Annotated in this window: 18 protein-coding genes; 9 read left to right on the top strand and 9 right to left on the bottom strand. The window is 46.5% G+C overall.

What is annotated here, in order from left to right; all coding sequences use genetic code 11:
- Positions 1 to 61: 61 nt before the first annotated feature.
- The 6 genes from tig to ppiD all read left to right on the top strand — a co-directional run bounded on the left by tig (position 62) and on the right by ppiD (position 8,484).
- A complete protein-coding gene (gene tig, locus ACN0TT_RS09865) occupies positions 62 to 1,372 on the top strand; it encodes a trigger factor (protein ID WP_417761978.1) in 1,311 nt (436 codons plus the stop codon).
- Between the two features lie 90 nt (positions 1,373 to 1,462).
- Positions 1,463 to 2,071 carry an ATP-dependent Clp endopeptidase proteolytic subunit ClpP gene (clpP, locus tag ACN0TT_RS09860; protein ID WP_417761977.1) on the top strand — a complete coding sequence of 203 codons (609 nt, stop codon included), beginning with the start codon at positions 1,463 to 1,465 and terminating at the stop codon, positions 2,069 to 2,071.
- A 92-nt stretch (positions 2,072 to 2,163) separates the two neighbouring features.
- Positions 2,164 to 3,441: an ATP-dependent protease ATP-binding subunit ClpX gene (clpX, locus tag ACN0TT_RS09855; protein ID WP_417761976.1), complete on the top strand. Its 1,278-nt coding sequence runs from the start codon at positions 2,164 to 2,166 to the stop codon at positions 3,439 to 3,441.
- Positions 3,442 to 3,572: 131 nt separating this feature from the next.
- Positions 3,573 to 5,930, top strand: coding sequence for an endopeptidase La (gene lon / locus ACN0TT_RS09850; protein WP_417761975.1), 2,358 nt, complete (start codon positions 3,573 to 3,575; stop codon positions 5,928 to 5,930).
- Between the two features lie 258 nt (positions 5,931 to 6,188).
- Positions 6,189 to 6,461 carry a nucleoid-associated protein HU-beta gene (gene hupB / locus ACN0TT_RS09845; protein ID WP_025010704.1) on the top strand — a complete coding sequence of 91 codons (273 nt, stop codon included), beginning with the start codon at positions 6,189 to 6,191 and terminating at the stop codon, positions 6,459 to 6,461.
- Positions 6,462 to 6,621: 160 nt separating this feature from the next.
- Positions 6,622 to 8,484, top strand: a complete 1,863-nt coding sequence (gene ppiD / locus ACN0TT_RS09840) for a peptidylprolyl isomerase (RefSeq protein WP_417761974.1) — start codon at positions 6,622 to 6,624, stop codon at positions 8,482 to 8,484.
- Between the two features lie 117 nt (positions 8,485 to 8,601).
- On the opposite strand, the gene ung is transcribed toward ppiD, so the two are convergent.
- From ung to pspF, 9 genes are all read right to left on the bottom strand, one after another.
- The gene (gene ung / locus ACN0TT_RS09835; RefSeq protein ID WP_417761973.1) at positions 8,602 to 9,270 is read right to left on the bottom strand and encodes a uracil-DNA glycosylase; all 669 of its coding nucleotides are present in this window, start codon (positions 9,268 to 9,270) and stop codon (positions 8,602 to 8,604) included.
- A gap of 47 nt (positions 9,271 to 9,317) precedes the next feature.
- Positions 9,318 to 9,530, bottom strand: a complete 213-nt coding sequence (locus ACN0TT_RS09830) for a TOBE domain-containing protein (protein WP_417761972.1) — start codon at positions 9,528 to 9,530, stop codon at positions 9,318 to 9,320.
- A 103-nt stretch (positions 9,531 to 9,633) separates the two neighbouring features.
- Complete coding sequence (fabV, locus tag ACN0TT_RS09825; protein ID WP_417761971.1) at positions 9,634 to 10,836, bottom strand: enoyl-ACP reductase FabV; 1,203 nt, start codon at positions 10,834 to 10,836, stop codon at positions 9,634 to 9,636.
- Positions 10,837 to 10,923: 87 nt separating this feature from the next.
- On the bottom strand, positions 10,924 to 11,712 hold the full coding sequence (locus tag ACN0TT_RS09820; protein ID WP_417761970.1) for an ATP-binding cassette domain-containing protein: 789 nt from the start codon (positions 11,710 to 11,712) through the stop codon (positions 10,924 to 10,926).
- A complete protein-coding gene (locus ACN0TT_RS09815) occupies positions 11,693 to 12,700 on the bottom strand; it encodes an oligopeptide/dipeptide ABC transporter ATP-binding protein (RefSeq protein WP_417761969.1) in 1,008 nt (335 codons plus the stop codon). The genes ACN0TT_RS09820 and ACN0TT_RS09815 overlap by 20 nt, the downstream gene beginning before the upstream one ends.
- 2 nt (positions 12,701 to 12,702) lie before the next feature.
- On the bottom strand, positions 12,703 to 13,593 hold the full coding sequence (locus ACN0TT_RS09810) for an ABC transporter permease subunit (RefSeq protein ID WP_417761968.1): 891 nt from the start codon (positions 13,591 to 13,593) through the stop codon (positions 12,703 to 12,705).
- The gene (locus tag ACN0TT_RS09805) at positions 13,580 to 14,611 is read right to left on the bottom strand and encodes an ABC transporter permease subunit (RefSeq protein ID WP_417761967.1); all 1,032 of its coding nucleotides are present in this window, start codon (positions 14,609 to 14,611) and stop codon (positions 13,580 to 13,582) included. Before ACN0TT_RS09805 ends, ACN0TT_RS09810 begins: the two co-directional genes overlap by 14 nt.
- A complete protein-coding gene (locus ACN0TT_RS09800) occupies positions 14,611 to 16,212 on the bottom strand; it encodes an ABC transporter substrate-binding protein (protein WP_417761998.1) in 1,602 nt (533 codons plus the stop codon). Before ACN0TT_RS09800 ends, ACN0TT_RS09805 begins: the two co-directional genes overlap by 1 nt.
- Positions 16,213 to 16,390: 178 nt before the next feature.
- Positions 16,391 to 17,470 carry a phage shock protein operon transcriptional activator gene (gene pspF / locus ACN0TT_RS09795; RefSeq protein WP_417761966.1) on the bottom strand — a complete coding sequence of 360 codons (1,080 nt, stop codon included), beginning with the start codon at positions 17,468 to 17,470 and terminating at the stop codon, positions 16,391 to 16,393.
- Between the two features lie 178 nt (positions 17,471 to 17,648).
- Here pspF and pspA point away from each other — a divergent pair, with 178 nt between their 5' ends.
- The 3 genes from pspA to pspC are packed head-to-tail and all read left to right on the top strand — an operon-like array spanning position 17,649 to position 18,959.
- Positions 17,649 to 18,329 (top strand): phage shock protein PspA, encoded by a 681-nt coding sequence (gene pspA, locus ACN0TT_RS09790; protein ID WP_417761965.1) that lies wholly within the window; start codon positions 17,649 to 17,651, stop codon positions 18,327 to 18,329.
- Between the two features lie 20 nt (positions 18,330 to 18,349).
- Positions 18,350 to 18,586: an envelope stress response membrane protein PspB gene (gene pspB, locus ACN0TT_RS09785; protein WP_417761964.1), complete on the top strand. Its 237-nt coding sequence runs from the start codon at positions 18,350 to 18,352 to the stop codon at positions 18,584 to 18,586.
- The gene (pspC, locus tag ACN0TT_RS09780) at positions 18,576 to 18,959 is read left to right on the top strand and encodes an envelope stress response membrane protein PspC (protein ID WP_417761963.1); all 384 of its coding nucleotides are present in this window, start codon (positions 18,576 to 18,578) and stop codon (positions 18,957 to 18,959) included. The genes pspB and pspC overlap by 11 nt, the downstream gene beginning before the upstream one ends.
- Positions 18,960 to 18,966: the final 7 nt, after the last annotated feature.

Genomic DNA, 18,966 nt, shown 5'->3' with positions numbered 1-18,966 from the left:
CTGAATAGTTGATCAAATGTCGGCTATAAAAAGGAAGTTAGACACATTTCGAGGTAAAAGAATGCAAGTTTCTGTTGAAACAACACAAGGCCTGGAGCGTCGCCTGACCATCTCCGTACCTGCTGAACAGGTAGAAAAACTGGTAAAAGAAAACCTGCAACGTGAAGCTAAGCGCGCACGTATCCCTGGCTTCCGTCCAGGTAAAGTGCCTGTCAGCGTTATCGAAAAACGTTATGGCAATGCTATCCGTCAGGACATTACCGGTGAGGTGATGCAGCGTAACTTCGTAGAAGCAATCATCGCTGAAAAACTGAACCCAGCTGGTGCACCAACTCTGACTCCAGGTGCCACTGAAGGTGAACAGTTTGAGTTCACAGCAACTTTCGAAGTGTATCCAGAAGTGGAACTGAAAGGTGTTGAAGCGATCGAAGTTGAAAAACCCGTTGCTTCTGTACAAGACGCTGACGTTGACAACATGATCGAAACTCTGCGTAAGCAACACGCTACTTTCTCTGCAGTAGAACGTGAAGCCGCAGAAGGCGACAAAGTGATCATCAACTTTGTTGGCAGCATCGACGGTGAAGAATTCGAAGGCGGTAAAGCTGAAGATTTCGAATTGCAACTGGGCGCTGGTCGTATGATCCCTGGCTTTGAAGACGGCGTTACTGGCCACAAAGCAGGTGAAGAATTCGATATCGACGTGACTTTCCCAGAAGAATATCACGCTGAAAACCTGAAAGGTAAAGCGGCCAAGTTCGCTATCACTGTGAAAGAGGTTCAAGGCGCTGAATTGCCAGAAGTGAATGATGAATTCGCTACTCGTTTCGGTATCCAAGACGGCGGCGTGGAAGCGCTGAAAGCTGAAATACGCAAGAACATGGAACGCGAGCTGGAACAAGCACTGAAAGCGAACGTTAAAGAACAAGTTATCGAAGGCCTGTTGGCTGGTAACGAAGTGGCATTGCCAAAAGCATTGATCGACGGTGAAGTAGACGTACTGCGTCGTCAAGCAATGCAACGTTTTGGTGGCCAAATGGATCCAAAACAGATGCCTGAACTGCCAGCCGAACTGTTCACAGAGCAAGCTGAGCGCCGCGTGAAAATCGGTCTGCTGTTGGGCGAAGTTATCAAAGGTAACGAGCTGAAAGCTGAAGATGACCGCGTTAACGCGTTGATCGCATCTATGGCATCTGCATACGAAGATCCAAAAGAAGTTGTTGAATACTACAACAGCAACCAAGAGCTGATGCAAAGCATGCGCAACTTGGCTTTGGAAGAGCAAGCCATTGAAGCCGTACTGAAATCTGCCAAAGTAACCGACAAAGAGGTTGCTTTCGAAGAATTTATGAACAAGGCTGCTGGCCGCGCGTAAGCGAGACTTGACTTAATCCGTCAGTCGCCATTTATAATGGCTCGTATGAGGTCCCTCATGCGGGCCATTTTTATTTAGGGAAACATCAGAATGCATACACCTCAGTCAGTGATGAATGCTCTAGTACCAATGGTGGTAGAACAAACCTCGAAAGGCGAACGCTCCTACGATATCTATTCTCGTCTGTTAAAAGAGCGGGTCATTTTTATGGTGGGTCAAGTAGAAGAGCACATGGCTAACCTGATCGTGGCGCAGTTGCTGTTTCTTGAATCAGAAAGCCCAGACAAAGATATCTCGTTGTATATCAACTCTCCAGGTGGTTCTGTGACTGCCGGTATGGCGATTTATGACACCATGCAGTTTATCAAGCCAAACGTAAGTACCGTTTGTATTGGTCAAGCTGCTAGCATGGGGGCATTTTTGTTAGCGGGTGGTGCCAAAGGTAAACGACATTGTTTGCCAAACGCACGTGTGATGATCCACCAACCTCTGGGCGGATTCCAAGGCCAAGCGTCTGATATCGCCATTCACGCGCAAGAAATTTTGGGCATTAAAAATAAATTAAACAGCTTGTTGGCTGAACACACAGGCCAACCGCTGGAAGTCGTTGAGCGTGACACCGACCGTGATAATTTTATGAGTGCAACCCAAGCGTTAGAATATGGTTTGGTTGACTCGGTAATTTCACAGCGCGAATAGTAAGTTTTAGGCTGAAAAATGCCACTTTCTGAGCTAAGCTCAGTAGGATGTGTTAAGCAGCACGTAGCGCGTGCTGCAAATGAGGAACAGTAATGGCTGACAATAAAAACGGTGATAACGGTAAACTGCTGTATTGCTCTTTCTGTGGAAAGAGTCAACACGAAGTGCGTAAGTTGATTGCCGGTCCGTCCGTTTATGTTTGTGACGAATGTGTAGAGTTGTGCAACGACATCATTCGCGAAGAGATCAAAGATATCTCACCGAAACGCGATCAAGAAAAATTGCCGACGCCGAAAGAGTTAAGAGCTCACTTGGACGACTATGTTATCGGTCAAGATAAAGCGAAGAAGGTGCTTTCAGTTGCGGTCTACAACCATTACAAACGGTTAAAGTATCCAAGTCCTAAAGACGGTGTTGAGTTAGGAAAAAGTAATATCCTGCTAATCGGTCCTACCGGTAGTGGTAAAACTTTGCTGGCCGAAACTCTGGCTCGTTTTCTCGACGTACCATTTACCATGGCTGATGCTACGACGTTGACCGAAGCTGGTTACGTGGGCGAAGACGTTGAAAACATCATTCAAAAACTGCTGCAAAAGTGCGACTACGATGTAGAAAAAGCGCAGCGTGGTATTGTTTATATTGATGAGATTGACAAGATTAGCCGCAAATCTGACAACCCATCGATCACCCGTGACGTATCGGGCGAGGGGGTTCAACAAGCCCTGCTGAAACTGATTGAAGGTACAGTTGCCGCGGTGCCGCCTCAAGGTGGCCGTAAGCATCCGCAGCAAGAGTTCTTGCAAGTTGATACATCGAAAATCCTGTTTATCTGCGGCGGTGCGTTTGCTGGACTTGAAAAAGTCATCGAGCAGCGTGCTCACGTAGGCAGCGGTATTGGTTTTGGTGCGATTGTTAAAGGTGAAGCTGATAAGAAAACTATCACAGACACTTTGCTGCAAGTAGAGCCAGAAGATTTGGTGAAATTCGGTTTGATCCCTGAATTCATCGGTCGTTTACCTGTGGTTGCTACCTTGGGCGAGCTTGATGAAGCCGCACTGGTGCAAATTCTGTCACAACCTAAAAATGCTATCACTAAGCAATATGGTGCTTTATTCGACATGGAAAAGGTTGAGCTGGAATTTCGTGATGATGCGCTGAAAGCGATTGCTCTGAAAGCGATGACACGTAAGACTGGCGCCCGTGGTTTGCGTTCTATCGTCGAAGCCATTTTGCTTGACACCATGTATGAATTACCTTCATTCGAGAGTGTTGCCAAAGTGGTGATTGATGAATCTGTAGTCAACGGTGAATCAGATCCTATTTTGATTTATGAAAGCAATGAGTCACAAGTTGCCTCAGGTGAACATTAATTGTGCACTTAGGTATCAGTTTGAAAAATAAGGAGCCTTAACCGGCTCCTTTTTTTATTTTGGGCATTGAAAGCTGAGATCACGTCCCAATATACTCAAGGTAATACTATTAACTGAAACGGAATCAAGCTATGACCATAGAATCAGAAGCGCGAATCGAATTGCCCGTGCTGCCATTACGAGATGTGGTGGTTTACCCCCATATGGTAATTCCGTTATTCGTCGGCAGAGAAAAGTCCATCCGTTGTTTAGAATCGGCAATGGAGCAGAATAAGCAAATTATTCTTGTTGCTCAGCGCGATGCTGATATGGATGAGCCTACGACAGATGATATTTTTGATATTGGTACAGTGGCCTCAATTTTACAGCTACTTAAGCTCCCCGATGGCACTGTCAAAGTATTGGTCGAAGGTGGTCAACGCGCCAAAATTGGCAACTACACTAAAGACGATGATTACTTTGTTGCTACCGCCGAATACCTTGAATCTCAGCCGATGGATGAACGAGAAGAAGAAGTATTGGTGCGTAGTGCGATTGGCCAATTTGAAGGCTACATCAAGCTTAATAAGAAAATTCCACCTGAAGTACTGACATCGCTAAGCGGCATTGAAGAAGCCGACCGACTAGCGGATACTATGGCTGCGCATATGCCATTGAAACTGCAAGACAAGCAGTCAGTGCTTGAAATGGTAAACGTGGCCGAACGTTTGGAATATCTGATGGCGATGATGGAGGCGGAAATCGACTTGCTACAAGTCGAGAAACGTATTCGTTCGCGTGTTAAAAAGCAGATGGAGAAAAGCCAGCGTGAGTATTATCTGAATGAGCAGATGAAAGCTATTCAGAAAGAGCTTGGTGATCTCGATGAAGGCCATGATGAATTTGAAGTCTTAACTCGCAAGATCGAAGAAGCGGGTATGCCAGCTGATGCCAAAGAAAAGGCCTCAGCTGAATTAAACAAATTGCGCATGATGTCACCAATGTCCGCTGAAGCGACCGTAGTGCGTAGTTACGTTGATTGGATGACGTCGGTGCCTTGGAAACAACGCTCTAAAATCAAACGCGATCTGTCAAAAGCAGAAACCGTGCTTGATACCGACCACTATGGCCTGGAAAAAGTTAAAGAGCGTATTCTGGAATATTTGGCGGTTCAAAGCCGCGTTAAACAACTGAAAGGCCCAATCTTATGTTTGGTTGGTCCTCCAGGTGTGGGTAAAACGTCTCTGGGGCAGTCAATCGCTAAAGCGACTGGCCGTAAATATGTACGTGTTGCCTTAGGTGGTGTGCGAGATGAAGCGGAAATTCGCGGTCACCGTCGTACTTATATTGGCTCTATGCCGGGTAAGATCATCCAGAAAATGTCGAAAGTGGGAGTGAAAAACCCGCTGTTCTTGCTTGATGAAATCGACAAGATGAGTTCAGACATGCGGGGCGACCCGGCGTCAGCATTGCTAGAGGTATTAGACCCAGAACAAAATGCGACATTTAACGACCATTACCTAGAAGTTGATTATGACTTGTCTGATGTAATGTTTGTGGCCACGTCAAACTCAATGAATATTCCTGGACCGTTGCTGGACAGGATGGAAGTGATTCGTCTGTCAGGTTATACCGAAGATGAAAAACTGAATATTGCCAAAGCCCACTTGTTACCAAAACAAATTGAACGTAATGGTTTGAAAAGCAGTGAAATTACTGTTGATGACAGTGCGATTATTGGTGTTATTCGTTACTACACCCGTGAGGCTGGGGTACGTTCGTTAGAGCGTGAACTGTCGAAGATTTGCCGTAAAGTCGTCAAACAGATCCTGCTGGATAAGAGCGTTAAACATGTCGAAGTGAATCAAGACAACTTGAAGTCATATCTTGGAGTGCAACGTTTTGATTACGGTAAAGCCGAGTCACACAATCAAATCGGTCAAGTCACAGGGCTGGCGTGGACTGAAGTCGGTGGTGATCTGTTGACGATCGAAGCCACCTCTGTACCAGGTAAAGGTAAATTGACTTATACGGGTTCATTGGGTGACGTAATGCAAGAGTCTATTCAGGCAGCGCTTACCGTGGTTCGAGCACGTTCTGAGCATTTGGGCATTAATGGCGACTTCTACGAAAAACGTGACATTCACGTACACGTGCCAGAAGGTGCTACACCAAAAGATGGTCCATCTGCTGGTGCCGCGATGTGTACTGCTTTGGTATCGAGTCTGACAGGTAACCCAGTACGTGCTGATGTGGCGATGACTGGCGAAATTACTTTGCGTGGCGAAGTGTTACCTATCGGTGGATTGAAAGAAAAATTGCTAGCCGCCCATCGGGGGGGGATCAAACTGGTGTTGATTCCAAAAGAAAACGAACGTGATTTGGAGGAAATTCCAGCAAACGTAGTGGCTGATTTAGAAATTAGACCAGTACGTTGGGTGGACGAAGTTCTCAATTTGGCACTGGAAAGGCCGGTAAAAGGCTTTGAAGTTGTTAAAAATTTGGACTAACGCAACAAAATACAGCTTTCGCTAAAAAAAACTGAAAAAAAGGGCTTAACAAAAGCACGACCTGTGATAGCCTAAGTTCCGTGGAGAGCCAGACCGCTCAAGCCCTTGAGGTGTCTGGCTTTGAGCTGTATCGAAATACATAAACTTGGTTTTCCATCTGGGCTTGAACTTTCAAATCAAGCTTGTTATAAAAGCCTCCGCAGACCGCTCGAGAGAAGGACTTGGTTGCGGCGCGAAAACTACATTCAAGGGGATGACATGAATAAATCTGAACTAATTGAGAAAATCGCTTCTGGTGCCGACATTTCTAAAGCCGCTGCCGGCCGCGCACTGGATTCTTTTATCGCTGCTGTGACTGATGGTTTGAAAGAAGGCGATAAGATTTCTCTTGTTGGTTTCGGTACTTTTGAAGTGCGTGAACGTGCAGAACGCACTGGTCGCAACCCACAAACTGGGAAAGAGATCAAAATTGCAGCTGCTAAAATTCCAGCATTCAAAGCTGGTAAAGCGCTGAAGGATGCTGTTAACTAATTGAGACTTGTTGGCGTAAAGCGATTCGTTTTACCGGACGCGCAGTCCGACAAGAAAACAATTACGCAGTGTTTTTTAAACTGCAGTAAATAAAACAATAGGCGCATCCATTATGAGATGCGTCTTTTTTTTAACCAACATCGCATAAGCGAGATATCTGATGTTAGATAAGTTGCGCGACGGAGCACAGAGCATTGTAGCCAAAGTGATTTTGGTGCTGGTGATCCTGTCTTTTGCATTTGCAGGGGTCAGTAGCTACATGGGCAGTAGCTCAGAAGCTGCTGCAGCCATCGTTAATGGCGAAAAAATTTCTAAATCCGAGCTGGAACAAGCGTACCAAAGTGAACGTAACCGCTTGCAACAACAGCTGGGGGACATGTTCGACACTCTGGCAGCTAACGAAAGCTACCTAAACAGTGTGAAGCAGGGCGTTCTGCAGCGCTTAGTTGCCCAACGTTTGATTAACCAAGCAGCTAATGAGCTTGGTTTACGTGCTTCAGATGAACAGATTAAAGACGCAATTCGGAATGAAACTGCATTCCAAACAGCAGGTGTGTTTGACAATAATCGTTACTTGTCCATTTTGCGTCAAATGGGCTACACCGTATCAAGCTTCCGCGATGCAATGCGTGGCGACATGACCCGCAATCAGTTGGTCAATGCCTTAGTTGCTAGTGATTTTGCGTTGAAAGGTGAAAGCGAAGCTCTAGCTAAGCTGCAAGCACAAACTCGTGATATCCGCTTTACTACGGTTCCATCTGAACCATTCGTTGCTGATATTAGTGTTACTGATGACGAAGTGTCTAAATACTACGAAGACAACAAGTTGCAGTTCCAACGCCCAGAGATGGTTAGCCTCGAGTATATCGAGCTGAGTGCCGCAGCGTTAAGCGAAAAGGTGAACGTAACTGATGACGAAGCCAAGGCTTATTACGATGAGCATGTAGCTGACTATCAAACCAAAGAGAAGCGCCAAGCGGCTCACATTCTCATTGAGGCCACCACAGATGATACTGCCGCTAAAGCGAAAGCTGAAGACATTGTTAAGCAGCTGAAAGCTGGCGCTGACTATGCCGAGCTGGCAAAACAGAATTCACAAGATCCTTTGACGGCTGATAAAGGTGGTGAGTTAGGTTGGTTTGAAGCTGGTGTGATGGATCCTGCATTTGATACTGCGTTGTTCGCACTGAACAAAGGTGACGTATCAGATGTTGTGAAGACACCTTACGGTTACCACATCATTAAACTGTTGGATATTCAACCAAGTGCCGCCGCTCCATTTGATTCTGTGAAAGCGCAGATTGTACAGAAAATCAAAATGGATAAAGCAGTTAATGAGTTCTATACGTTGCAGCCTAAACTAGCAGATACCAGCTATGAAGTACCAGATACTTTAGAAGAAGCTGCGAAAGCTGTGCAGTTGCCAGTGCAGACTTCAGCGTTGTTTAGCCAGAGTGATGCTCCAGCGCCATTTAATACACCAGACGTATTAAAAGCGGCATTTTCTGACGATGTGTTGTCTGGCATGAACAGTAACGTGTTGGAAGTCGCTGATAACGACGTTATGGTCATTCGTGTGAAGCAACACGAAGCTGCTGGCTTGAAGCCGTTTGATGAGGTGAAGGAACAGATTGCTGCTTCACTGAAACAACAAAAAGCGAATGAGCAAGCTAAGAGCAAAGCTGAGGCGTTATTGGCTGCCGTTAAGTCTGGCGATACCAGTGTAGCGCTAGAAACGCATAAGGCTGTTACTCGCAACTCTAGCGATGTTGATTCTGCTATCGTAAGCCAAGCATTTAAAATGGCGAAGGCGGCTGATGGGCTAACCGCAGACGTGACCCAGGTAGCTACTGGCTATGCCGTAGTGATTGTGGATAGTGTTACTACACCCACTAGTGTTCCTGATGAATTGGTCAACGGGTTACAACAACGTCTTGCTAACCAATACAGCCAAGCGGATTACCGTGCTTTGATTGAGTTGTTGAAGTCAAAAGCGGAAATCACGTATCCAGAAGCGTCTTAATCACCTTTTGGTTGAAAAAACCGGCATATATTGCCGGTTTTTTTATAGCTAAAGCCTTTGATTTACATAGCTTAAAACTCACCATTCGCATGTTGTGTACGCAAGGCTGTAGTGGTGCTATAGGCGCCAATCAATCGGGGTTTTACCTTGCTGACGTAAATACTCGTTTGCCAAATTGAAATGATTACAGCCAAAGAAGCCTTTATTGGCCGAAAAGGGCGATGGGTGAGCCGCTCGCAATACTAGGTGTTTGTTCTTATTCACTTGTGCAGTTTTCTCACCAGCATGGCGGCCCCACAATAAGAACGCGACGCCTTGGCTGTGCTGGTCGATTTGCGCTATCACTGTATCAGTAAAACGTTCCCATCCCAGCTCTGCGTGAGAGTGTGCTTGGCCCGCTTCCACCGTTAATACGGTATTGAGTAACAGCACACCTTGCTCAGCCCAATGGTTGAGGTTGCCATGGTTGGGCATGTTAAAGCCTCTAACAGTGTGCTGCAGCTCCAAAAAGATATTTTGCAACGATGGGGGCGGGTTAATGCCAAAAGGCACTGAAAAACTTAATCCGTGCGCTTGGCCGTGACCATGGTAGGGATCTTGTCCAATTATCACGACTTTCAGTTGTTCAAATGGTGTTAACTTAAAGGCGTTAAACGTATCTGCTTGTGGTGGATAGATAGTTTTGCCTGCTGCTCGCAGCTCATTTACTGTGTGAAGGATTTGGCGAAAGTAGGGTTGATTACGCTCTTTATTGAGCAAAGATTTCCAAGTGAGTGCTGTTGTCATTATCTCTAAAAAGCAGTGCCACGAAGGGCACTGCTCAACTTAATCCATTAATCATCGACACCAATCATAACATTACTGGCTTTGATTAGCGCGTAGGCATCCGCTCCTACTTTTAATCCTAGTTTTTCGCTTGATGCTTTAGTGACGACCGCAGTGAGCTCAACGCCTGGAGCAAGCTCAATAACCACTTCATTGTTAACCGCACCCACTTCAATCGCTTTGACAGTACCACTTAAACAGTTTCTTGCGCTGACTTTCATTTAGAGTCCTCTCTAGTAGGGGTAAACCAGCTCAAGTATAGATGGAATATTTACTCTCATAAATAAAAAACGCCGCAAAAGCGGCGTTTTTTTAGCATTGTGATTACAGTTGGATAACGTCAAAATCCACTTCTGGATTGACGTCCTGTTCGTAATCAATGCCTTCGATACCAAAACCAAACAGTTTGATAAACTCGGCTTTGTATTCACGATAATCAGTCAATTCACTCAGGTTTTCGCTGGTGATTTTCGGCCAAAGTTGTTGGCAGTGTTGTTGGATGTCTTCGCGCAGTTCCCAGTCATCTAAACGCAAACGGTTGTCAGCATCAGTTTCTGGTGCGGTGCCATCGGCTTTATACAAGCGTTGGCTAAACATGCGATAGATCTGCTCCATACAGCCTTCATGCAGGCGCTCTTCGCGCATTTTCTTGAATACCATTGCGATATATAACGGCATAACAGGAATGGCTGAACTCGCTTGAGTGACAACACTTTTTAGCACTGCAACGTTAGCGCTACCACCGTTAGTGGCTAGTTTATCGTTCAGTGCATGTGCCGCGCGGTCCAAATCCATTTTGGCTTTGCCCAACGCGCCATGCCAGTAGATTGGCCAAGTGAGTTTGGTACCAATATAGCTGTAAGCAACGGTTTTGCAGCCATCGGCTAATACACCGGCTTCGCTCAGTGCGTTGATCCACAACTCCCAATCTTGACCGCCCATTACGGTAACCGTGTCAGCGATTTCTTGTTCGGTTGCAGGTTCAACAGAAGCTTCAATGATGACGTCTTTGTTGGTATCAACCGCAGTAGAGGTGTAGGTCTCACCAATAGGCTTCAGCGATGAGCGAATAACCTCGCCAGTGTCTGGCAGTTTGCGTACTGGTGAGGCTAATGAATAAACCACCATGTCGATTTCGCCAAGGTCTTGTTTGATCAGCTCAATTACTTTGGCTTTGGCTTCGTGGCTGAATGCATCGCAGTTGATGCTTTTTGAATACAGACCTTCCGCTTTGGCAAATTTGTCAAAGGCAGCAGAGTTGTACCAACCAGCAGTACCAGGCTTAGTTTCGGTGCCTGGTTTCTCAAAGAATACACCGATAGTTGCGGCATCAGAGCCAAATGCGGCGGCGATGCGGGAAGAGAGTCCGTAACCACTTGATGCACCGACAACTAACACTTTCTTTGGGCCATTGGCGATCTTGCCCTGTAATTTGGTGTAATTGATTTGTTCTAACACGTTGGCTTCGCAGCCAACTGGATGTGTGGTTGTACAGATGAAACCACGGATTTTCGGTTTAATAATCATGGTGTACTTTGTTCCAGAAAAATTGTCACTAGGATAAGTAATTCCGCAATAATTGGTACTACTATCCGAGTGGTTGGAGCAGTTACATCAGGCCTTTTGACGGGTTAACTGCAGGTGTTCTTGTAATAGTCGTTGAGTGTATTCATGCTGCGGATCGGTAAAGAGCGTTTCCGTTGGGGCAAATTCCACCATCTCGCCCTTATTTAGCACCATGACCTTGTCACTCACATACCTTACAACGCTTAAATTGTGACTTACGAAAATATAGGACAGACCAAGCTCTCTTTGTAAGCTCAGCAACAAATTCAATATCTGGGCGCGAACGGATACATCCAATGCCGATAACGCTTCGTCGGCAATAATGATATTAGGATTAAGCATCAACGCGCGAGCAACGGCTACTCGCTGTTTCTGTCCCTCTGAAATCATGTGTGGATAAAAATCAGCATGTTCAGCCAACAAGCCCACCTTTCGCAAAGTATCCACTACCTGTTCTTCACGCGCTTTTTCTGACAAGTTGGTATTAAACCGCAACGGTTCTTGCAGCAGCTCACCGATGGTCAAACGCGGGTTCAGCGAGGTCGTTGGGTCCTGAAAAATCATCCGAATTAAACGGCAACGCTGTTTGAGGTTCTTCATATCCCAAGGTTGGGCTTGGTAGTATATTTCGCCACCAGTACGTCGTTCAGCCCCCACAAGGATACGCGCTAAGGTACTTTTGCCTGAGCCAGCTTCACCCACGATCGCCAGCGTCTCGCCTTGTTGTAACTCAAACGATACCGGATGCAAGGCTTGGTTGTACTGTGCTTTAAAGCCTTGATAGCCAGCGAAGTAACGTTTCTCCAGATTGACAACTTTAAGCAAGGAGGTCGTCATCGGGCACCTCAGTATGGTAAGGGAAATGGCAGGCGTAATAGCGATCTTTATAGTGGCTCAGTAACGGTTGATTTACACATTGGCGTCTTGCTTCGGGGCAGCGAGGGCCAAGGCGACAACCAATTGGCAAATGGCGTAATGCAGGTACTGAACCAGGCAACGTAGGCATGAGTTTTTTGTGCAAAGCCGCCAGATTATAGTCAGGCATGTTATCCAGCAGTGCCTTGGTATATGGATGATTTGGCTGTGCTAGCAACTCACTGGTGGGGCCGGATTCCATCACTTGACCGCAATAAAGCACGGTCATTCGGTTACACCAGTTAGCTAAGGTATCTAACTCATGACTGATCAATAACACGGTCACGTTCTGTAACTGATTTAGCTGCATCAATAGCCGATAGATTTGCGCTTGTGTCGCCGGCTCCATCGATGCTGTCGGTTCATCGGCAATGAGTAGTCGCGGCTGTTTCGCCAGTGCCATGGCAATCATTACCTTTTGACACTCACCCTCAGATAATTCCCACGGATAGCTATTAAGTACTTTGCGTGGGTTTTTAATTCCCACTTTGTGTAGCCATTTTTGTGCCGTGAGGCGTTTGTCACGCGTATTACGCCAAAACGCCCACTTGTTACTCACCGGAATGGCCTCAAGTAGCTGCTTACCAATGGTATAGGTAGGATTGAAGCTACCGGACGGGTCTTGGAAGATCATCGAGATTTCATCGCCCATCAAACTGCGCCGCTCTAGGCGGCTCATCTCCATCAGGTTCTGCCCATCCCACATCATGCGGTCGGCGGTAATGTGCCAACTGGGATCTTGGATGCCAAGAATCGCACGCGCCAGCAAACTACGGCCTGAACCAGATTCGCCAATCAGCCCATGCATCTCACCCGCATTGATCGTTAAGCTGACTTTCTCCAACGCTTTCGCTGGGCCTTGCGGCGTGTCTAGCTCAATGGTTAAGTTGCGAATATCAAGTAGTGGCATAACTAGTTTCTCATCGGTGCTAAAGCTGAGCGTAGCCCATCGCCAACGAGGTTGACGGCTAACACACTGAGCAAAATGCTAATACCTGGAATGGTCACTGTCCAAGGCGCGAATAAAAAGTTATCTAATCCTTGCATCACCATAGCGCCCCATTCAGGCATTGGTGCCTGAGCGCCCAAGTTGAGGAAGCCGAGCGCGGCAATATCCAAAATCGCGGCAGACATGGCCAATGTGGTCTGAATAATCACCGTATCCCAGACGTTAGGCATAATCACATACCAGAACACTTGTAGCGGATTGGCACCATCAAGCGTAGCGGCGGTGACATACTCTTTTTGCAATTCGTCATGTACCGTTTGATGGATTGAACGTACAAACTGCGGTGTCAGTGAAATACCCACTGCCCAAAATACATTGCTTAGCCCAGGGCCAGTGATCGCCACTACTAAAATCGCCATTAACAGTGATGGAATCGATAGCAGTGCATCTAGCAAGTGGCCCAAAATACTCGATTTTAATCCCCGCATCATGCCGGAGATGGAACCGATAATGACCCCAGCAAATAGCGCACAAATGACAACCAATAGCGCGACACCAAAAGTGTACTGCGCGCCATGAAGTAGGCGACTGAAAATATCACGCCCTAGGTCATCGGTACCAAGGAAATGACTTACGGCGCCTTGGTTACTCCAAGATGGCGGCATTAATAGCGCCGATTGATCTTGATATTCCGCTGCGTAAGGAGCGATATAGGGGCCCAAACAGCTTAGTAGCAGCAAAATTGCTACGCCCCAGAGGCCTATCAACCCCTGTGGCTTTGCTGCGAATAGACGCCAAACCCGTTTGCTATGAGACGGAATGTCATCGTCGAGATAAAGCTTAGTTCGTCCCATACATTTCCTTTCTGCTCATTGGGTTTGCCGCGGTATATAACACCTCAATTAAGATGCTGAAGAAAATAATCACCAAGGCAACAGCGAAAATACCCGCTTGGATGACGGTATAATCTCGTTGATAAATGCCGGAAACCAGCCAAGCGCCAATACCAGGCCATGAGAAAATTACTTCTACTACAATGGCGTAACTGGCAAATGGCCCCAACATTAGGCCTAAGTGTTTCAGCAGTGGGATAAGCGCATTTGGCAGCGCATGTTTTAGCACTATGGTGTGGTAAGGCAGCCCGCGCGCTTCCGCGGCACGAATATAGGTTTGACTCATCACATTAAGCATGGCAGCACGGGTAATACGTACCACTACAGTGAATGGCAATACTGCCAAAGTACAGGCTGGCAAAATAATATGCGCGAGTACGTCCATAAAGGCGTTCCATTTATACACGCCATCGTACAGCAAGGTATCAAACAACATAAAGCCGGTAACTTTGGGGATTTGATACAGCAAATTGATTTGCCCTGAAATCGGTAACAGACCGAGTTCGATACCAAACCACAGCGACAGCAGCAACCCTAGCCAAAATACTGGAATGGAATAGCCAGTCAAGGTAGCGGCCATAATAGTCTTTTGCACCAGTTTGCTACGGCTAAGTGCCGATAACATGCCTAATGGTACGCCGCATAATAACGAAATAACCCCTGCCACAAATGCCAATTCAAAAGAGGGCGGTAGTACGCCAGAAAGTTCACTTAACACCGGCTGGTGGGAGGTTACCGAAATACCAAAGTTGCCACTCAAGCGCTCTGCAACGTAAGCGAGGAACTGACTAATGACATTGCTGTGTAACGCGTAATCTTGTTCTATCTGTAATTGCTGCTGCGTGGTTGGTAACGTTATACCGCTCAGTGCGTAACTTAACTCAGCGGGAAACCAGCGGGTAGCTACAAACAGAATGATAAATAAGGCCAATGTTGTGGCTAAGAATAGGTTTAAACGCCGAACGAGGTAACGACCCATTATTGGCGTCCTCCAACAGGCACAGGCTGGCTGATATTATCAAAGGCGATGCCACCAAACGGTAACAGTTGCACATACGGGGCATTTTTACGTTTGAGCAGCATACGCTGCGCATAAGCAAGCGGTATTACGGGTACTTCTTGGCCGATAATCTCTTCCGCGGCTTGATAGAGCACTTTGCGCTCTTGCTCGCTTGAAACATTCTTGGCTTGGCGTAATAGCGCATCAAAACCACTGTTGCACCAATTAGCCCAATTGTTGTGAGATTGAATCGAACCACAGCTGAGTAACGGCGTGAAAAAGTTGTCAGGATCACTGTTGTCTGCACTCCAACCGATCAGTACGGAGTCATAGTTGCTATTGGCGAGGCGTTGGGTAAATACGCTCCAATCAAAGCTGATAATGTTTACGCGGATGCCCACGGCCTTGAGATCCGCTTGAATTAACTCTGCCGTTTTTTGCGGATTAGGGTTATAACTGCGTGCCACGGGCATGGCCCAAATATCGATGGTGAGATTTTTAATGCCAGCCTCGGCTAATAAACTCTTGGCTTTGGTGGGGTTATATGGCAGCTCAACACTCTCATCCGGAAATGCCCACGAGGAGGGTGGTAAGATACCCGCTGCAACAATGGCAGTATCGTGGTAAACGGCGTTAAGTAGGTTTCTTTTATCTATGGCATAAGCCAGAGCTTGGCGTACGCGTACATCGTTAAAAGGCGGTTTCTTCGTATTAAGTGCCCAATAGGCCACGTTCATACCTGGACGACTATCTACTTCGAGATCAGCATGTTGTTTGGCAACTTGTAGCTCACCTGCTTTGGGCAGCGCAGAGATACTACAATCGCCCACTATCAGCTTGGACAAGCGCACAGTGCTACGTGGCGTGATATCAAATACCAGTTGTTCTGACTCGGGTTGTTGCCCCCAATAATCTGGGTTGCGACGGTAGCGAATGTATTGGTTCTTAACGTACTCGACTAGCTGATATGGACCAGTCCCGACGGCGTTAGTGTCCAGTAGTTGAGGCGTGCCTTGTTCAAGCAGCTGCTCAGCATACTCCTTAGACAGCACCACGGCAAAATCTGTCGCCATATTGGCGAGGAAGGACGCATCAGGATAATTTAATTCGAAGCGGACACGATACTGATCTACTTTGCTGATCTGCTTGATTAGCCTATCGAAACCGATGCTGTCAAAGAATGGAAAACCGCGTAGCGCTGTGTGATGAAATGGATTTTCGGGATCGATGATACGTGAAAAGGAAAATACCACGTCGTCGGCATTCATTTCTCGGCTAGGCGTAAAAAAGCGGGTTGAGTGAAACTCAACGCCATGACGTAATTCAAACTCGTACACTAAGCCATCATCTGACACGGTCCAAGAGCTGGCTAACGCTGGGATAAAGTCACTACTACTGGTATTGTCATCAATTAAGCGACTGTAGATTTGATGCGATGTGGCATCAATGGTGGTGCCGGAAGTCACAATCTGCGGATTGAAGCTTTCAGGGTTACCTTCGGAGCAATATACCAATCCGTTAGGCACTTTCCCGTCATCTTGTTGTTGGCAGGCGGTGGCTAACAACAAGCCGCACAACATCAATAGACGTGCGGCAACACGAGACGTGATGGCAACGACATGATCTTTGGGCTCAGAGCCTTTTAAATAAGCGTTCAACCCTGATGGCGTACACAGCGTGGATAATTCCATGAACTTGTTAGAAATACAGAAGCGTAACGGACATTCTAACAGTCTAAGTGATTACTCGGCAATTCCCTCAATTTTTGTCCAGCAAATTGTATTTCTTTAAAATTCCGCGCAATTGGTGGTAGCTCAGACCGAGTAACTCCGCCGTTTTCTTCTGGTTGTATTGGCTTTCTGCCAAGGCATTTTGAATTAGCGATACTTCAAAGGCTTCGCACTCTTGCTTGAAATCCAATGGGAAGCTCATTGCCGCTGCGTGCTGCCGATGGCTGACCTCTACGGCGGTATCTCGCTCAGGTGGGTTAGGCATCGGCGCGGGTGACGTTGGCAGAGCTTGACGCTCTCTGGTTTTAACGCGTGACTGCGGTCGATAAGGAGAATCAAATGGATCCAAAATAATGTGGTCGATCTGTTCTTCATCATTGCCATGGCGGTAGACACTACGCTCAATCGCGTTTTTTAATTCACGAATATTGCCGGGCCATGGGTAATCTTGCAGCATCTCTTGTGCGAGTCGGCTAAAACCAGTGAATAGCTCGAGTTTTAGCTGGCGAGCCATGCTAATGGCAAAGTGTTCTGCAAGCGGCATAATGTCTTCTTGCCGATAGCGCAGAGGCGGCAGTGTGATCACATCAAAGGCCAGTCGGTCGAGCAGATCAGCACGAAATTCGCCTGCGTCGGCTAACGCTGGCAAATCTTCGTTGGCGGCGCAAATGAGCCGTACGTCGGTTTGCAATGTTTTGCTGCCCCCGACACGTTCATATTCACCGTATTCGATCACCCGCAGCAGTTTTTCTTGGATAAGACCGGAGGTATTAGCAAGCTCATCAAGAAACAGCGTACCGCCATCGGCACGCTCAAAACGTCCTTCATGGCGGCCTTTGGCGCCAGTAAATGCACCAGACTCATGACCAAACAATTCGGTTTCTAACAAAGTTTCACTGAGCGAGGCACAGTTGAGTTTGATAAAACTCTGATCCCATCGCTGTGATAGAAAGTGCAGACGCTCAGCAATTAGCTCTTTACCCGTACCGCGTTCACCAATGATCAGCACTGGTTTACTTAACGGTGCAACTTGCGACACTCGTTCCAGTACTTCCAAAAAGGCGTTAGATTGGCCGATAAGGTTTTCTTGTTGGTTAGTCTTTGCCACGATTTGTGTTGGTCTTTATCGCTAATAAGTGGTGAAATCCATAATATGTGGCTGTAAACAATAAATAAAGTAAAAGTTAAAATTTGTATAATGCATTGAAAATAAATAAAAATGTAAAGTTGGCACAGTATCTGTATTAACGATATCGCGTTCTACAGTAATTTTTGAGGACAGGATTATGGGAATCTTTACACGTTTTGCCGACATCATTAATTCAAACATCAGTGCTTTGCTCGACAAAGCTGAAGATCCAGAAAAAATGGTGCGCCTGATTATTCAGGAAATGGAAGATACCTTGGTAGAAGTTCGTTCAACCTCCGCCAAAGTATTAGCAGAGAAAAAAGAGTTACTGCGCCGTATGGGCAAACTCGAAGAGCAAGTGGCTGATTGGCAGTCAAAAGCGGAGTTAGCGCTGACTAAAGACCGCGAAGATCTGGCCAAAGCGGCACTGATTGAAAAGCAAAAAGTGGCGACGACACTCGATATCATGTCGAAAGAGCTGGATGTGGTTGATGAGCACATTAGCCGTTTGAAAGACGAAGTGACTCAATTGCAAGAGAAACTTGCTGATGCACGCGCTCGCCAGAAAAGCATCATCATGCGTAAGCAAACTGCCTCTTCACGCTTAGAAGTGAAAAAGCAGCTGGACTCTAGCAAAATTGATAATGCGATGATGAAATTTGAGCAATATGAACGTCGCATTGAAAATATTGAAGCGGAAGTTGAAGCTTACGAGTTAGGTAACAAAAAGAATAAATTGGATGATGAGTTCGCAGCTTTGCAAGCGGACGATGCGGTTAGCGATGAGTTAGCGGCATTGAAAGCCAAAATGAAAGGCAAAGATAGCGCAGCTAAATAATTGAGTTCGGGGAGGGTATTATGGATCTGGAAACCCTGATGGTACCAATCTATCTGTTCATGATATTTGTGGCACCACTATGGTTGATTCTTCACTATCGCAGTAAGCGCCAAGTGAGTCAGGGATTAACTGATGAAGAGTTCAATCTGCTAAATGAGTTAGTTGATAAGGCAGATAAAATGACGCAACGGATTGGTACTTTAGAGTCGATTTTGGATGCCGAGTCACCAGAGTGGAGACAACGTAATGACAAATAAACGTGCTTTGTATCGTAACCGTCGCGCCGGTAAAGTCGCAGGGGTATGTGCTGGGATTGCTGAATACTTCAATCTGGAAACTTGGTTGGTGCGTGTGGCAGTGGTATCCATATTCCTTCTCGGTGGCTCAGCAATTATCTTTGTAGGCTATATTGCCCTGTGGATGATTTTGGACGAGAAACCAGTAGAAAAGCAGCAGGATGCCGCAGATCTCACGGTGAAGAAAAAGGTTTGGCAAGCAGGGGAACCTGCAAAACAAGCGCTACAGGACGTAAGTTCTCGCTTCCATACCTTAGAAAGTCGATTAAGAGCCATTGAAACTTATGTCACCTCAGATCAATATGAGCTAAAACGGCAAATCAATAATCTCTAATCCCAAA

The sequence above is a fragment of the Shewanella sp. genome (assembly GCF_048265805.1).
Classification (GTDB): Bacteria; Pseudomonadota; Gammaproteobacteria; order Enterobacterales; family Shewanellaceae; genus Shewanella.
The sequence above is the reverse complement of the archived record's forward strand: the minus strand, read 5'-3'. Positions and strand labels throughout refer to the sequence as shown.

Bases quoted from the DNA above. Each gene is read 5' to 3' on its own strand.
- tig (WP_417761978.1), top strand. From the start codon at position 62: ATGCAAGTTTCTGTTGAAACAACACAAGGCCTGGAGCGTCGCCTGACC.
- clpP (WP_417761977.1), top strand. From the start codon at position 1,463: ATGCATACACCTCAGTCAGTGATGAATGCTCTAGTACCAATGGTGGTA.
- clpX (WP_417761976.1), top strand. From the start codon at position 2,164: ATGGCTGACAATAAAAACGGTGATAACGGTAAACTGCTGTATTGCTCT.
- lon (WP_417761975.1), top strand. From the start codon at position 3,573: ATGACCATAGAATCAGAAGCGCGAATCGAATTGCCCGTGCTGCCATTA.
- hupB (WP_025010704.1), top strand. From the start codon at position 6,189: ATGAATAAATCTGAACTAATTGAGAAAATCGCTTCTGGTGCCGACATT.
- ppiD (WP_417761974.1), top strand. From the start codon at position 6,622: ATGTTAGATAAGTTGCGCGACGGAGCACAGAGCATTGTAGCCAAAGTG.
- ung (WP_417761973.1), bottom strand. From the start codon at position 9,270: ATGACAACAGCACTCACTTGGAAATCTTTGCTCAATAAAGAGCGTAAT.
- ACN0TT_RS09830 (WP_417761972.1), bottom strand. From the start codon at position 9,530: ATGAAAGTCAGCGCAAGAAACTGTTTAAGTGGTACTGTCAAAGCGATT.
- fabV (WP_417761971.1), bottom strand. From the start codon at position 10,836: ATGATTATTAAACCGAAAATCCGTGGTTTCATCTGTACAACCACACAT.
- ACN0TT_RS09820 (WP_417761970.1), bottom strand. From the start codon at position 11,712: ATGACGACCTCCTTGCTTAAAGTTGTCAATCTGGAGAAACGTTACTTC.
- ACN0TT_RS09815 (WP_417761969.1), bottom strand. From the start codon at position 12,700: ATGCCACTACTTGATATTCGCAACTTAACCATTGAGCTAGACACGCCG.
- ACN0TT_RS09810 (WP_417761968.1), bottom strand. From the start codon at position 13,593: ATGGGACGAACTAAGCTTTATCTCGACGATGACATTCCGTCTCATAGC.
- ACN0TT_RS09805 (WP_417761967.1), bottom strand. From the start codon at position 14,611: ATGGGTCGTTACCTCGTTCGGCGTTTAAACCTATTCTTAGCCACAACA.
- ACN0TT_RS09800 (WP_417761998.1), bottom strand. From the start codon at position 16,212: ATGTTGTGCGGCTTGTTGTTAGCCACCGCCTGCCAACAACAAGATGAC.
- pspA (WP_417761965.1), top strand. From the start codon at position 17,649: ATGGGAATCTTTACACGTTTTGCCGACATCATTAATTCAAACATCAGT.
- pspB (WP_417761964.1), top strand. From the start codon at position 18,350: ATGGATCTGGAAACCCTGATGGTACCAATCTATCTGTTCATGATATTT.
- pspC (WP_417761963.1), top strand. From the start codon at position 18,576: ATGACAAATAAACGTGCTTTGTATCGTAACCGTCGCGCCGGTAAAGTC.